A 14,613-nucleotide genomic window follows, 5' to 3' on the forward strand; every position below is an offset into this window, starting at 1 on the left:
TGACTTCGGCTGCGTAGGTGACCCGGTCACCCGCGAAGAGACGTTGCCAGGCGAACGGCCACGTCGGTGCGGATACCCGGGGTGCGGGCGAGTATCGGCGGGAATCCCGGTGGCGAGCTGCGAGAGCGCGGTGCCGCGAGCCTGCTCGGGCCGAATCCCGAGCCGGTCGAGCCGCACGTCGTTGACCACCGCCTCCACGAGCCTCACCGCGGGTCGTGGAGCCTCGTCTTCCGGTTGTGGGCATCGGGACGGTGGCCGTTGGCGGACGTCGTCGAGTTGGCCCGGGTCGAGGGTATCGGCGACGGCAAGGCCCCGTCATCGTCACCGAACTCGTCGATCCGGCGGAGACGTTGAACATCCCATCGACCGGCGTCGCGCCCCCGGAACCTGACACGGCAACACGGATACGACCTGCTGCGGGTGTTCGGGCGCGTGGGCCACACCACCCGCCTGGGCCAGGCGTTCGCCGCGGACGGGCGGATCGAGAAGCCCTGTGTGGAGGCGCCGGGCCGGGAGACCGCAGCCGGGCGGGATCGATACGTCAGCTGGGCGGGGTCAAGACGTCCCGTCCCGGGGGACGCGAACGCGCGGCTTGGCCGGGCCGGGAACCGGCCATACGCGCGGCCGCGAAGGCGGAGGGTGGACAGACGCGGCCCCGTCGGTTTTCGCCGGCGGGGCCGCGTCGGAGGTCGGTGGTTCTACGGCGACGACATGGCGAGCCGCCACCAAGTCGCCGACGACCCGGCAGCCCGCCATGCGCGACGACGAGCCGAACGGGCGCTGCGGCGCTCGATGTTCGTGGTTACGTGTTGAGGCTGGTGTGGTTCCACCAGCCTTGGCGCCCGGCGGTGAAGGTGACCTCGCGGGTCCCGATCAGGCCCTCGTAGGGCTTGCCCTTGACCAGGGGGCTCGTGTTGACCACGCCTTTCGGGTCCTTGATGGCGGGGATGGTGACGGCGGCGGCGTGGTCAAGGTCGCTCTGCTGGAACCCTGCGGGCTGCGTGGTGGTGATGACCTCGTCCCAGTTCGGCGAGGCGGCGAGCTGGTGGGCCAGGTGGATCTCGGATCCCTCGCCGAAGGCGAGGTAGGTGAGGTTTTCGGGGTAGCCGGTGGCGTCGAGCGGCTTGTAGTGGACGACGTCCTGCTTGCGGCAGGTGGCGGTGGTCTCGTCGAGGATCTTGGTGAAGGTGCGATTGCCGGAGCTGTCCACGGTCACCCGCTCGAGTTCCACGGGCAGCGAGTCGCGGGTGCCGTCGACGATCTCCTTGAGAGGCCAATGGCCCTCGGAGAACAGGGAGTAGTACACCCGCTGGTCCTCGTGGTTCGCGAGGTCGTCGAGGTACTTCTTCCGCAGGCCCCCGTCCAGGCCGAACTTGTTGATCATCTGGAAGGCGTGGACGGGGACACGGTAGAGCGCGAGGTGGTAGGCGAAGATCGTCCCGGTGCCGATGAGCAGGAACCGGTGGCCGTGGCGGGGGGCGGCGTCGGCGTCGGACACGGAGATGACGTCGGTGGTGGTCATGCGGGCACTCCTGGGGGTGGGATCGGATCGGGTCGGGTGTTCGCTCGGCCGTCGACGGGATCCGTCGGGCCGGCGGTGTGGCGGCGGCGCCAGAAGGCGTGCCGGGGCCATCGGTGTTCGAGGCCGTAGAAGGTGCGCCGGTTGCGCAGGTGGACGCCGGTGATCGTGTCGAGTTCGGCGGCGTAGCGGGTGAGGGCGGTGCGGTCGCCGCCGAGGTGGTCGTGGACCGCCTGGCCGGCCCGCATGCCGGTGTACAGGGCGGTGATGATGCCCTGCGACGACAGCGGGTCGAAGGCGGCGGCGGCGTCGCCGGCGGCGACCCAGCCGTCGCCGTGGACGGCGTCCAGGCGGACGGTGTGGGCGGGCGCGCGCCGTACGGCGGCGGCCGGCCACGGGTGCGCGGACACCCGGGCGCCGGTGTGGCGGGTGCGGGCCACGTCGGTGAGCAGGCCGGTATCGCCCGTCCGGGCGCCCGGCAGGTCCGCGTCGGTGTACCGGGCGAGCAGCCGGTGGCCGGCGGGCAGCAGCGCCGTGTACCACCAGCCGTCCGGCGATGCCTCCACGAGGGTCGAGGCGTCGGGGGTGGGCGTGGTCGATGGGGGCAGGGTCAGGCAGAGCGCGACCAGCCGGTCGTGGACCACCCGGCGGGCGCCGGCCGCGGTGGCCAGGCCCGCTCGGCGGCCGGTGGCGTCGACCAACCAGCGGCAGCGCACGGTGCGGCGCCGGCCGGGGCCGCGCAGCTCAACGCTCCAAGTGCCGTCGCCGGAGCGGCCGGCGGGCCGGGCCGTGGTGTGGTCGGCCACTTCGCTGCCGAGGAGGCGGGCGCGCTCGCGCAGTTCCCGGTCGAAGCGGCCGCGGTCGAGGTGCCAGCCGTGGCCGTGCGGGTCCAGGATGGTGTCCTGGGCGGCGAGGTCGTCCGAGCCCCAGGCCGACAGGTTCGCGTAGCAGGGCAGATGGTGGCGTTCGTCGAGGACGTCCTGCGTGCCGAGGTCGCGAAGCAGGACCCGGGCGGCGGCCGGTAGCGCCTCGCCGACGGGCGGCGGTCCGGTGGCGGCGTCCGCGAGCAGGACGGTGCGGCCCGCGCGGCCCAGTGCCAGGGCGGCGGCGGCGCCCGCCGGGCCGCCGCCGGCGACCACCACGTCGTACACGGTCGCGGTGGCCGCCGGACGATCGGTGTGGTCCACCGTCACGAACGGCTCTCGTGGCGGCCGGCGCCGTTGGCGGCGTCCTCCCCGAAGGGGTCGAGCTTGTCGATGTAGCCGACGGTGATGTTCTCGGGGGCGAGGCCGATGTGCTCGGCGAGGGCGGACAGCGCCGCACCCTGGGCGTCGGCGGCAGCGGTCTGCGGTACATGCAGGGTGACCAGATTCCGCTCGTCCGACACCCCTTCGAGGGCGAAGCCGGGCACGGACTCGACCTGGACGTGTTGCGGGTACTTGTTGTCGCCGACGGTGTAGCGGCGGGTCTCCACCACGCCGAAGTGGTGCCACTCCGCGGCGGCCTGCTTCAACTGCTCCTTGTAGGTGCCGTGCAGACCGCGCAGCCAGGAGGCCCGATTGTTGAACGCCGCCTCGCGCTCGTCCTCCGAGGGGGTCGGGCCGCCCTCCTTGTTCACGATCCGGAAGTCGCGCTCGGTCAGCACGTGGTTGGGCACCCGGGCGGGCCAGAAGGTCGGCAGGTGAGGGTCGTACCGGGGGCCCAGGCCGGCGGTGGACTCGTAGCCCGAGCGGCAACTGGCGGTGTCCGTCTGCCAGGGGATGGCCATCCACCGGGTCAGGCCGCCCGGGCCCTGCGCGTGTAGCGGGCCGTCGGCGGCCAGCGCCTTCTCGGGAGTGAGTTCCGCGCCGTAGTCGGGCTCCGCCTGTCCCTCGGCGCGGTGCAGGATGCGGAACGGTTCGGCGAACATCGTCGCGTGCCGAATCGGCCAGGTGATCTCGCAGCCGGGGTGGAAGGCGTCGGCGAGGCAGAAGTCGAGAGCGGCGCGGTCCAGGAGCCCGGGCTGATCGGCGAGGGATGCCTTCTCCAGGTGGCTGGGGAAGCTGCTCCAGGGGGTGTCGACGAATTCGCCGTTGGACCACTTGAGCAGCATGTCCATCTGGAGGGCCGACAGGGTCATGTACTGCCGCGGTGACTTGGGGCGGCTGGCCATGCCGTCGCCGTAGAACCACGGCCAGGTCATCGGCGCGAGTCCGTCCCGCTCGTAGTTGCGCATGGCGGTGTACACCTGGCGGCGAAGCTCGCGGTAGGTGTTGCCCGGCTTGGAGAGGCGCCGCAGCACCTCGGTGGTGGTGAAGTCCTCCGGGCCGGCGAATCCGAAGTGGGTGGCGAAGCCCTTGTTGACCCACTGCAGGTCGCCGAAGCGCCGCAGGAGGGGCTCGATGTGCTGTTTGAAGGACACCTGGACGGGGCGGGGCAGTTTGCCCTTGCCGACGAAGACGTCGAGGAGCAGGTCGTAGACGGTGCGCACGGTCTTGATATCCGGTGCGTAGTTGGGCGGGCCCACCACGACCCAGGCGGGCTTGACCTCGATGGGGCGGCCGTCCAGGGTGAGCGTGGCGGTGACCGGGCCGTCCGAGATGTCGTCGTACCAGCCGTCGTTGTTGCCGAACGAGTGCAGTTCCTCGTTGTTCTTCGCGCCGGACCGGCCGGAGCCGCCGAGCACCACGAGCCGGCCGCGCTCGTCGGTGTGCATCCGGCCCAGCGGGACGGCGATGCCCTGGAACGCGCCGCCGGTGAACTCCACGCTCTGGCCGGTGCCGGCGCGCAGGGTCTTGCGGCCGGGATCGATGACCAGGCTGCGGCGGTCGATGCCCTTGTTGCGCCTCGGCGTGCTGTGGCCCTGCATGTCGGGGATGTCGAGGGCGAGGCTGAACTCGTACCAGGCGGCCTTCTGGTTCGCGACGTGGACGCCCCACTCGATCGCGACTCCGGCGTCGGTGGCCGTCAGTTCGCGTACGACGTTGCCGGCGCTGTCGTAGCCGTAGAGGCGGAAACGGGCCGCCTGGCGCTTGAAGGCACCGGTGTCGTCCTTGAGGGAGCCGGCCGGCATCGGATCCGGGTCCGGTGTCTCGGGGCCGTAGTACCAGCCGTCGTCGCGGGTGCTGTTGCCCACCCGGGCCACTCCGATCGCGGGGTGGATCTTCGCGTAGGCGATGTCGTTACTCATGGTGGTTGCGGGTTCCTTCCGAGATGGTGAAGGTCGCAGGGTCGTCGTGGCGCACCGGCGGGCGACCGGGTGAGCGGGTGACGAGGCGGCGGGCCGGGCTGGATGCGGCAGTTCGCGGGCCGGGAGCACGCCCACGGTCGGCCGGGAGAGGGCGGCACATCATTCAGATTGACAGCTCGCGTACGATCCATCCCTTTCGAGTGAAGGCTGTTCGTGTACTTCACCCGGATGGCGCGCACCCGCCGTGTCGATGGGCGGCCGGTGCACGAGAGTGCGGCGCGGCGGTCCGACCGGGCCGGTCGAGTATGTGGAAGTCGCCCATCGGGAGGGTCGTAGGTGTGCGCGGTACGGCTCACGCGCAATCGTGTGTCGCGGGAACACCGCCATCGGTGGCGCCCGCGCTTCCCTCGGACGCACAACCGCCATCGCCGTGGCCGCCGGGCCTGCGTCCGCGCAGGCCGGGCCCCGGTGGCGGCTGTACGACTACCTCAAGGGCCGGTGGCGGCTGCATGACTACCTCAAGGGGAGTTGGGCCGGATGGCGGTGCGAACAGCACGGTGATGGCCAGGCCCCTTCGGGGCGTGCGCTGGTGGCGAGGGTGGCGTGGTGAGCTTGGGCGACGGCGTCGAGCGCAGGGTTTCGGTGTCGGTGTCGGCACCGCCGTGCGCGACTCGGCCGCCGGCATCGGGGGCGTCCTCGGCCTGCTGCACATCGTCCCGATCATCGCCCGGACCAGGGGCGACCCGGGCTGGCAGCGCCTGCTCGTGAGCATCGCGCCGATGAGCGCGGGGCTGGGCGTCCAGAGCACCACCGATTCCGGCAGCCTGCCCATCCGCCCCTGGGCCGGCCTCGGCGTGACCGCCGCGTGGGCCGCTGCGGCACTGCTGACCGGCGGACTCCTGCTACGCAAACGCGATGCCCAGCCGCCCCTGCCGTCAGGCGACACCGAGCGAGCATCACCGCCCCCGCCGATCGCCGCACCTGTACCGGCCCAGTCGCTCGGCGGCTGACGGCGGTCTCCCGCCATACCTGTTCCTCGCCGGCGTCACGGCCGTACGCGCCGGTCGCGGCGGGCGGGCGGCGGCGGGGTGCGTGACGATAGCGGTGGCGGTCGAAGTCCGCGTGGCAAGCCATCGGTTCGACGGTGCGGACGCGTCTCGCCGGCGGCGGCACACGCGGCCCTCCATCGACAGGGGCAGGCACTCCTCCACGCCGGGCTCGTGGTGGCGCGGGTGCCGAAAGACGGCGCCGGCGCGTCGCAGTTCGCCGAGGCGGGTGGCCGGGTGGCTTGAGGCACCCGATATGTCAGGGTCAGTGAGGATATCCGACCCGCCGAAGCCCTCGGGGCGGTGCGATTGCCCGGGGCTCGCGGCCGTACGGCGGCAGGCAACTATCTGTTGGGATCTCGGGGTTTGTCTGTGCTTGTGCTCACAATTGGATCTTTGTGTTGTACAAGATCCTTTCGATACCCCATTCTTGGTCATCCTGGGTGGGGACCCCGGGGGGAACGGTTGATTCGCTTCTCGGCGAGCTGATGCTCGTCGGCCTTTCGTGCTGCCCGAACGCCGGTCACGGCTTCGGGATTCGCGCGTGCGCTCCTGAGCGATTTCTTCCATTCGCCATGATTCGATCGGGAGCGCGACGGCGAGATGAACAACATGGGGTACGCGAGCGGCGTGCCCGGCGGGCGGCACCGAGGACGTGCCGAACAGCCGATTGCGGCGGACCACCCGACGGAGATCCTGGCGCCGATTCGCGATGAGCCGCGCCCGGTCCCGACCTTCGCGCCGACTCCCACCGGAGAGCGTCCCCGGCGACACCGGGCGCGCAAGGCCGAGCCGTTCCGGCTCAGGACCAAGCGCCGGCGTCGTCGTTCGCTGCCGGCCGTGGACGTGCTCTCGATGCGTATCACCGCACTGGTGCCCGCGCACAACGAGGAAGCGCAGATCGGCGAGACCATCCAGTCCCTGTACGGTCAGCGTCGACCGCCGGAGACGATCATCGTCATCGCGGACAACTGCACCGACCGGACCGTCGAGATCGCCCGCGGCATGGGTGTGCAGGTCTACGAGACCGTCGACAACAAGCACAAGAAGGCCGGCGGCCTCAATCAGGTCATCGATCACATCCTGCCGAACCTCGGACCGGCCGACGCGATCCTGGTGATGGACGCCGATTCCACCCTCGGACCGGAGTTCCTCAGCCACGGCCTGGAGCGGCTGGCGACCGGCGAGTTCGGAGCGGTCGGCGGCACGTTCACCGGCAAGCCGGGCGGGGGTTTCGTCGGCATGCTGCAACGCAACGAGTACGCCCGCTATGTCCGTGATGTCGAGCGGCTTCAGGGCAAAGCCCTCGTACTCACCGGGACGGCCACACTCTTTCGCGCGCTGACCCTCCAGGAGGTCGTCGCGGCCCGGGCCACCGGTGAACTTCCCGGCGCGGCGCACGTGTACGACACCCGCGTGCTCACCGAGGACAACGAACTCACGCTGGGCATCCTGCACCTGGGTCTGCGTATCGTCTGCCCGCCCAAGTGCACGCTCATGACCGAGGTCATGGGCACCTGGTCGGACCTGTTCAAACAGCGACTGCGCTGGAAGCGCGGCGCCTTGGAGAACCTGACCGACTACGGGTGGACACACATCACCCGCACCTACTGGGGACGACAGGTGCTCTCGTTGATCGGCTTGCTGATCATCGTGATCTATCTCGGTTCGCTGCTGCTGTCCCTCGTCCTCACCGGACACGTGCGTATTCAGCCCGTGTGGATGGTGGTGACTTTGATCTTCTCCGTGGAACGCGCCGTGAGCGTCCGCAAACGCGGACCACTGCAAGTGGTACTCGGCGCGCTCATCGTGGTCGAGATGGCCTTCGACCTCTACCTGCAAGCGGCCCAGGCTCAGGCGTTCTGGGACGCGATCCGAAGAAAAGAAAGGAAATGGTGACCATGTATCACGCAAGTACGGGAGCGGCCGCAGCCGGCGCCGGAGGCGCTCTGGCCGCGACCGGCGCGAACGTCATGTGGGCGCTCGTGGCAGCGTTCACGCTGTTCAGTGCGGGCCTCGCGCTCAAGCGGATCCTGCCCGCGCGCACTCGCTGACGTTCGACCTGCGGTCGGCCTTCCGCCCCGGGGGCAACCGGTAAACCGTTCCCGGCCGCACCCGGCGGCGGGCGGCCGACCGCAGGGCCACCATCCTTCGATGGTGGCCGGGTTCGTGATGATGTCGAATCTTCGAAAGGAAGTCCGAGATGAAGTCCAGCGTGCGAGTGCGCGCGTGGGCGGCCGGGGCGATGGTCGCGGTGGCGGGTCTGATCCTGGGCCCGACGACGGCCGCGCACGCCGATCCCGCGCCCCCCGCCCCATGCTCCGCCGGCTATGCGGCGATCTCGTTCGACGACGGCCCCTCGACCCTGACCCCCGCCTACGTCCAGGCACTGAACGACGCCGGTTGGGTCAAGGCGACCTTCTTCCTGACCGGGGCCCACGCCCTGGACTACCCGCAGTACGTCGCGCAGATCGCCGCCGGCGGCCACTGGATCGGCAACCACTCCTTCTCCCACCCCTTCCTGGACGACCTGGGCGAGCCCGACGCGTTCAACGAACTCCTGGGTACGAACCAGATCCTCCAGTCCCAGACCGGCCACGCACCGACGCTGTTCCGCCCGCCGTACGGCCGGACCAACGCGGGAATCCGCCAGGACGCGACCACACTCGGCATGACCGAGGTGCTGTGGACCACCGACTCGTTCGACTACAACGGCATCTCCACCGACGACATCGTGGCCAACGCCCTCCAGGTCGGCCCGGGCGGCATCATCCTGCTGCACGAGGGCTACCGAAGCACCCTCGCCGCGATCCCGCGCATCGTCGACGGGCTGGCCGAGCGCGGACTGTGCGCGGGCAGGATCGTGCCGTCGACGACACCGGTCCAGGCATGGCCCGGCGCCACCTACTACGCGACCGCCGCGCACTGGTGACACCACCGCCGAGTTCGGCGCCGGCCGCGCAACCAGGATCGGCCCGCGCCGAATTCGGTGAACGCCCCTCCCGGATATCGGGGTACGGCCTGCCTCCGCGTTCGTAACCACGGTGGCGAAAGTCCCGCGCTCGTACCGTTGCACGGCGCCGGGCGGCCACCCACCGCTTGGAGCACCGCCGCCCTTCCGGTTCCGGCCGGCCACCGGCTCGACCGCCTCCTCGCCGTCGAACACGCGCGAACGCATCCCGGTCGTACCCCCGCCGCGACAATGGTCGACATGGACGAGGTCGAGGTCGTCGTGGCCCATCACGAGCGCGCGACCCTGCGCGTCGGCGACGTGTTCCTGAAGATCGACGCGGATCGCACGCGCACCGACGTCGAGGTCGAGGCGATGGCTGCGGCGCCGATACGGACCCCCGAAGTCCTGTGGCGCAAGCCGCCCGTGCTCGCGCTCGCCGCGGTCCCGGGAACGGCACTGGGCCGCCTCGGCGAGCCGTCGACCGCGTCGTCCGCGGCGTGGGTCGCGGCGGGTGCCGCCGTACGGATGCTGCACGACGCGCCGCTGCCGCCATGGCCCGGTCGCAGCCTCGAGGAAATCGCGTCGCACCTCGACCGCGAATGCGAGTGGCTCCTCACCAACGGCGTCCTTCCCGCCGACCTGGTCACGCGCAACCGCCGGGTCGCCGAGGCCGCGCTCCGGCCGTGGACACCGGTGTTCACGCACGGCGACCTGCAGGTCGCCCACGTCTTCGTCGACGGTGACGAGATCACCGGCGTCATCGACTGGTCCGAGGCGAGCCGGGGCGATGCCCTGTACGACCTCGCCACCCTGACGCTCGGACACGAGGAGCACCTCGGCGACGTCGTCGCCGGCTACGGCACCGACGTCGACCTCGACGTGATCCGCGCGTGGTGGTCGCTGCGAAGCCTGCTCGCGATCCGCTGGCTGGTCGAGCACGGCTTCGACCCGTCCGCGCCGGGCTGCGAGGTCGACGTGCTGAGATCCCGGATGTGAAGCTGCGCGAGGCCGACCGCTACCGCCGACATGACCCGGCGCGGAATCACGGCCCTCGCCCCGGACGACCCCAACCCGCGCGGCATCGTCGAGACCGCGACCCGCGGCGGCGAACACCGAGGGATCGTCCCAACGTTCGTCGCCGGCTCCTCGAAAGCCGGCCGACCGGGCCCGGTCGCACACAACCGTGTCGAGGCGTTCCACCCCGAGTTCGGGCCGGAGCGTTCGACCGCATCCGCGGGTGACCCCGGTGGGCCAAGTGGAGGTGCCGGCTCGGCTGCCGGCGACGCCCGCTCGGTGACGGTCACCGTCGACGACGGGACACCGATCGTGTGCTCGTTGCCGGTCGACCACCCGGAAGACCCCGCCGCGTCCGTGCGATCGCCGGGGCGGGGACCGAGGGAGTGGTTCCTGCGCCGGCGCGGCCCGATCCTGTCGGTTCTGGGCGCGGCGGTGGTGGCGATGGTGATCGGGGTGGTCTCCTCGATCATGACGCCGGCGTCACCGTCGCGGCCGGAACCGAACGCCATCGGCGACCCTCGCTCGGCAGACCCCTGCGCGCTCCTCGAGCCGACCTCGTTGTCCGCCTACGGCACGGTCGTCCTGGACCCCGCCTACGGCGGGTTCGACAGATGCGATCTTCTCGTCGATGCTCCCGACGCCGGCCGGATCGCCGACGTCAAGGTCGACTTCTCCGCCGGGGGCCAGGAACTCGGGTCCAACACGCACACCCGACGAGTCGGCGGTTTCACCGTCGTCCTGGAACCCAACAGCGGCAAGCGCGAGTGCACGCAGCTCGTGCGTCTGGGGGCGGACAGACAACTCGCGATCGTCGCCAAGCAGTTGGGATCCCGTCCGGCCGACCTGTGCGCGATGGCCGACATCACCACCGCCCGCGCGATCCCCGTCATGGAACGCGGCTCGATCCCGAGGCGCCCCTCCGCATCGGCCAAGGAGTCGCTGGCCCGACTCGACGCCTGCGCGATGCTCGATCCCGCCACCCTGGACTCGGTTTCGGGCATCGACCCCTCGGAGCCGGACGCCGGATTCGCGAACTGGAGCTGCCGCCGGCGCAGCACCGTCGACAACGGCGGTGTCGAGGTCCGGTTCGACCAGAACGTGCCACTGACCGCGCAAGACGGCCTGCCGAGGCGACTGGGCGACAGAAAGGCTTTCGTGAGCCCCGGGGACGGGGACGACGCCTACTGCGTCGTCAAGGTGGAACACCGAACGTACGTGAACGTTCGCGAGCTTCCCGTCGCCGAGGTGGTCGAGCTCAAGGTGTCGGGGCCACGCCTCAAGGAGAGCCTCTGCGACACCGCCGTCGAACTCGCCGCCGCAGTGGTCGGGAAGTTGCCGAAAATCTGACCGGTGGGCGTCGGTGGGTCCGTCCACGCAGCGTCGGCGGGGGTGTGGTCGGCGCACGCGGGCGGCCTCATCCGGGCCGTGCCGGTCGTCGGGCTCGGCATGCGTCGACGTCGCGGGTCCGGGTACACGCGCGGGATGGAGACCTTCGAGGTGCTGATCTATCCGTACAACGTGCAGGACATGCCGCCGACGGCCCGGGGGCCGGCCGTGCGGTCGGCGACGGTCCGTGCCACCGGAGAGAAGGGAGCAACCGGCCATCCACGCTACGCGGGTGACGACGTACAAGCCGACATCGATCCGGTCACCAGAACGGTCGAGGCCATCACCGTGGACGGCGCCGAACTCGAGGACGGCTGGTCCGCGCAGATCGCCGACGCCTAACACAGCCCGCACGCCTCCGCGACGCCACGCGTTCCTGCGTTGGGGCCGGCCTGATCGCCGGCACCGCCGCGGCGGTGCCGGTACTCGGTGCGGCTCCGGCCGGCGCGGCCGACGCACAGCCCCCGCTCCCGCTCCCGCGGAACACCCTCGCCGACTCCGATCTGCACTTCAAGGCGGCCGGTTCGCCGAGGCCGACCGAGGCTATGCGTGGGTGCTGCGCTCCGACCCCGACAACGCCCACGCCCTGGCTCGGCGCGGCAGCATCCCCCTGCCGTACATACCGGTTCGCCCCGGCGACCACGCACGCGAACCGAGCCGTACATAGGCGCGTACGTGCGTGTGTTCGCGTTCGGGGTAGGTGCCGGCGATGGATCCCATGGATTTGTCGTATGCGGTCATAGGTATCGGAGCGCTCTTGGCCGGGGTGATGCCCCGGCTCGTGGCGCGGCGCCCGCTGTCCCTGCCGATCGCCTTTCTCCTGCTCGGAATGCTCGTATTCGTGGTGCCTTCGCCGCTGCCGGATCCGGACCCCTTGGCGGATCCGACCCTGACCGCGCACGTCACCGAGCTCGGCGTGGTCGTGGCGCTGATGGGCGCGGGCCTCAAACTCGATCGACCGTTCGGCCGGAACCGGTGGTCGTCGACGGGGCGTCTGCTGCTGATCGCCATGCCGTTGGGGATCCTGTCCATCGCGCTGCTCGGCTGGTGGGCCCTGGGCCTGGCCCCGGCCGGAGCCCTGCTGATCGGCGCCGCACTCGCGCCCACCGATCCCGTGCTGGCCTCGGACGTGCAAGTGGGCGAGCCCAGTGAAGAGGAGGATTCCGAGGACGACGTGCGCTTCACACTCACCTCCGAGGCAGGGCTCAACGACGGACTCGCCTTCCCGTTCGTCTACGCGGCCATCGCCATGGCCACGGTAGGCGCGGCTCCGGGCGCCTGGATGGGCCACTGGCTGGCAGTCGACGTGGCGTACAAGCTCACCGCCGGGCTCGCTCTCGGCCTGGGTACCGGTTGGCTCATCGGCCGCCTGAGCTTCCGTCCGCGCGCTCGGTCGCTGCGGCTGGCCGAGCACGCGGAAGGCTTCGTCGCGCTTGCCGCGACGTTCCTTTCCTATGGCGTCACCGAGGTCGCGGGCGGCTACGGCTTCGTCGCGGTGTTCGTGTGCGCGTGCACGATCCGGGCCTCCGAGCGGGCGAGCGGCTACCACACCGTGCTGCACGATTTCATCGAACAGATCGAACGCCTGCTCACCGTCGGCATCCTCCTGCTGTTCGGCGGCGCGATCGTCGGCGGTCTGCTCGGGCCACTCACGTGGCAGGCGGTGGCCCTCGCGGCGGCCGTGGTCTTCGTCGTCCGCCCGGTGACCGGCCTGGTCGCCCTCGCGGGATCCTCACTGGCCCGATCCGAGCGGGGCGTGATCGCGTTCTTCGGCATCCGCGGCATCGGCTCGTTCTACTACGTGTCGTACGCGCTTGCCGAAGCGGAGTTCGCCCGGGCGGACCTGATCTGGGCCACCACCGGCCTGGTCGTGGTCATCTCCGTCGTCACGCACGGGATCACCGCTTCTCCGGTCATGACCTGGTTCGACAACCGGGTTCCGACCGACGCGGACATCCCGTTCGCGTCCACCCCAACCGATTCGGCTCCCACCGGTCCAGGTGCCGGCTCCCACCAAGCCCCCGAGCCCGCCGAGTAGGTGAACCCGACTGCGGGGGACGACACCACGGGGCCCGGAGCCCCCGGTGCCGTTGCACACGGCGACAATACGGCCGTCCGGGTCGGTTCGGGGGCGTCCGCCGCGGTGAACAGCGGCGATGTGATCACGCTGTCGGCCGGCGCGCGGTGGTCGGCGCACGACATCACGGTGCCGTACTCCCCCCGAGCACGCCTTCCACCGGCACGCCCGGCCGCGCGCCGGTGGCCACCTCGCGGGTACGCCGCGCGATCGGCGCGCCCGGGTCCGCGCCGCCGGGGTTTCCGCCGGTGCTGGTGCGGGGTCCGGTGCTCGCTCTTCGGATGGCTGCCCTCGGATGGGGCCGTTACGAGCCGGCGCACGCCGTGAACGCGAGGGCGTAGCACAGGACGTCCTCGCCGACCGCCGCCGGCAGTGCGGGAATTCCGGTATTCGTGGCCGCTTCGCGCCATGCTGCGCCCAGGACGGCGCCGCCCACCGAGGCACCCGCTCCCACGAGGGCCGCGAGAGTCACCCCACCGCGCGTACGACGGGCCAACATCGCGGCAGCCGTCGCTCCCAGCAAAACACGCGGAGCCAGGCCCGGCAGGCTCAGTCGCGACGGGGCGTCGGAGCGCTTGTCCGCGACGAGTTCGCCGATCGCGGCCGAGCCGACCGCGAGCCGGGAAAGCCTGCCCGCGCCGCGGGTGGTCAAGCGAACGGCCGTGACCCCGGCCTGGCTTCGGCCGCCGCTGGCCGCGCCCACCAGGAAGGCCCGTACGAGGGCACTCACTTGGAGTCCATCATCGCGAGCGCCGCGTATGTCGTGAAGCCGTACGCGACGTGCGGCACGATATCGGCGAGCCAGTCGGTCCTCGACCACGCACGCGGGTCCGACACCCGCAGCCCGGCCATCGGGCCGTTGGCGGCGATCATCGCGACGGCGCCCACGAGCAGCGAACCCGCCCAGATCGGCGGTCGTAGGCCGATGCCGCGCAGCAGGCCGAAAGCGGCGCCGACGCCGACGCCGGTCACGATGCCCGACAGCGCACCGAGCCCGGTCAATCGGTTCACGCGCGTGTCGGAGTCGCCTTCGACGGGGTGCCCGATTCGGCGCGCGATGGTGGCGATCGTGCGCTGTGGCGTCTCACTGGCCGGGCGCGCCCGGCCGGCCATGTCGGCGTAGGTGACCGCATCGAGGGCGGTCGTGCCGGCCGCGCCCGCAGCGGCACCCCGCAGGATCCCTGAAAACATGTCCACCCGTTGCCCGCGCGCCGCATTCACAAACCGTCGTCGGCCACCCACGCGGCCGGGGCTCGGGCGCCGGGGCCGCCCCGCGTCCGGCGGCGACAACCGCGGGTACCCGACCGGCCTCCACCGCGGCGTGGGCGAACATCACCCGTGCGGCTCGCGGCCGACGCCGGCCCGGCGGCGCGGTCCCCCGTTCGTCTGCATCGTTCTCCCGCGTCGGTGTGGGCGGCGATCCTTTCGGGGCGGGCGATACGCGCC

Annotated in this window: 14 protein-coding genes; 8 read left to right on the forward strand and 6 right to left on the reverse strand. The window is 71.2% G+C overall.

The annotated features are described in order from the left end of the window. Nucleotides 1-802 precede the first annotated feature (802 nt). The 3 genes from ACIBSV_RS30840 to ACIBSV_RS30850 are packed head-to-tail and all read right to left on the reverse strand — an operon-like array spanning nt 803 to nt 4,688. Complete coding sequence (locus tag ACIBSV_RS30840) at nt 803-1,522, reverse strand: hypothetical protein (RefSeq protein WP_395868793.1); 720 nt, start codon at nt 1,520-1,522, stop codon at nt 803-805. Then, on the reverse strand, nt 1,519-2,712 hold the full coding sequence (locus ACIBSV_RS30845; protein WP_395868795.1) for an FAD-dependent monooxygenase: 1,194 nt from the start codon (nt 2,710-2,712) through the stop codon (nt 1,519-1,521). The genes ACIBSV_RS30840 and ACIBSV_RS30845 overlap by 4 nt, the downstream gene beginning before the upstream one ends. Continuing rightward, entirely contained in the window at nt 2,709-4,688 is a 1,980-nt protein-coding gene (locus ACIBSV_RS30850) for a LodA/GoxA family CTQ-dependent oxidase (RefSeq protein WP_395868797.1), read from the reverse strand. Before ACIBSV_RS30850 ends, ACIBSV_RS30845 begins: the two co-directional genes overlap by 4 nt. 662 nt (nt 4,689-5,350) lie before the next feature. On the opposite strand from ACIBSV_RS30850, the gene ACIBSV_RS30855 reads away from it, so the two are divergent. From ACIBSV_RS30855 to ACIBSV_RS30885, 7 genes are all read left to right on the forward strand, one after another. Continuing rightward, entirely contained in the window at nt 5,351-5,698 is a 348-nt protein-coding gene (locus ACIBSV_RS30855; protein WP_395868798.1) for a hypothetical protein, read from the forward strand. A 639-nt stretch (nt 5,699-6,337) separates the two neighbouring features. Beyond that, entirely contained in the window at nt 6,338-7,633 is a 1,296-nt protein-coding gene (locus ACIBSV_RS30860) for a glycosyltransferase (protein WP_395868800.1), read from the forward strand. Between the two features lie 2 nt (nt 7,634-7,635). Beyond that, complete coding sequence (locus ACIBSV_RS30865) at nt 7,636-7,788, forward strand: hypothetical protein (RefSeq protein ID WP_331772491.1); 153 nt, start codon at nt 7,636-7,638, stop codon at nt 7,786-7,788. 149 nt (nt 7,789-7,937) lie between these two features. Beyond that, nucleotides 7,938-8,666, forward strand: a complete 729-nt coding sequence (locus ACIBSV_RS30870) for a polysaccharide deacetylase family protein (RefSeq protein ID WP_395868802.1) — start codon at nt 7,938-7,940, stop codon at nt 8,664-8,666. A 279-nt stretch (nt 8,667-8,945) separates the two neighbouring features. Next, nucleotides 8,946-9,683, forward strand: a complete 738-nt coding sequence (locus ACIBSV_RS30875; protein WP_395868804.1) for a phosphotransferase family protein — start codon at nt 8,946-8,948, stop codon at nt 9,681-9,683. Nucleotides 9,684-9,980: 297 nt separating this feature from the next. Then, nucleotides 9,981-11,051, forward strand: coding sequence for a hypothetical protein (locus tag ACIBSV_RS30880; RefSeq protein WP_395868806.1), 1,071 nt, complete (start codon nt 9,981-9,983; stop codon nt 11,049-11,051). 135 nt (nt 11,052-11,186) lie between these two features. Further along, complete coding sequence (locus ACIBSV_RS30885; RefSeq protein WP_395868808.1) at nt 11,187-11,432, forward strand: hypothetical protein; 246 nt, start codon at nt 11,187-11,189, stop codon at nt 11,430-11,432. Between the two features lie 201 nt (nt 11,433-11,633). On the opposite strand, the gene ACIBSV_RS30890 is transcribed toward ACIBSV_RS30885, so the two are convergent. After that, nucleotides 11,634-11,810: a hypothetical protein gene (locus ACIBSV_RS30890; RefSeq protein ID WP_395868810.1), complete on the reverse strand. Its 177-nt coding sequence runs from the start codon at nt 11,808-11,810 to the stop codon at nt 11,634-11,636. Between ACIBSV_RS30890 and ACIBSV_RS30895 the strand changes: the two genes are divergently transcribed. Next, complete coding sequence (locus ACIBSV_RS30895; protein ID WP_395868812.1) at nt 11,800-13,128, forward strand: cation:proton antiporter; 1,329 nt, start codon at nt 11,800-11,802, stop codon at nt 13,126-13,128. The two genes, ACIBSV_RS30890 and ACIBSV_RS30895, sit on opposite strands and share 11 nt — an antisense overlap. 343 nt (nt 13,129-13,471) lie before the next feature. Here ACIBSV_RS30895 and ACIBSV_RS30900 read toward each other — a convergent pair whose 3' ends face one another. Together ACIBSV_RS30900 and ACIBSV_RS30905 are read right to left on the reverse strand one after the other, a co-directional pair. Next, a complete protein-coding gene (locus ACIBSV_RS30900) occupies nt 13,472-13,897 on the reverse strand; it encodes a hypothetical protein (protein ID WP_395868814.1) in 426 nt (141 codons plus the stop codon). Beyond that, nucleotides 13,894-14,358, reverse strand: a complete 465-nt coding sequence (locus ACIBSV_RS30905; RefSeq protein ID WP_395868880.1) for a hypothetical protein — start codon at nt 14,356-14,358, stop codon at nt 13,894-13,896. The genes ACIBSV_RS30900 and ACIBSV_RS30905 overlap by 4 nt, the downstream gene beginning before the upstream one ends. Nucleotides 14,359-14,613 lie beyond the last annotated feature (255 nt).

The sequence above is a fragment of the Embleya sp. NPDC050154 genome (assembly GCF_044460165.1).
Classification (GTDB): Bacteria; Actinomycetota; Actinomycetes; order Streptomycetales; family Streptomycetaceae; genus Embleya.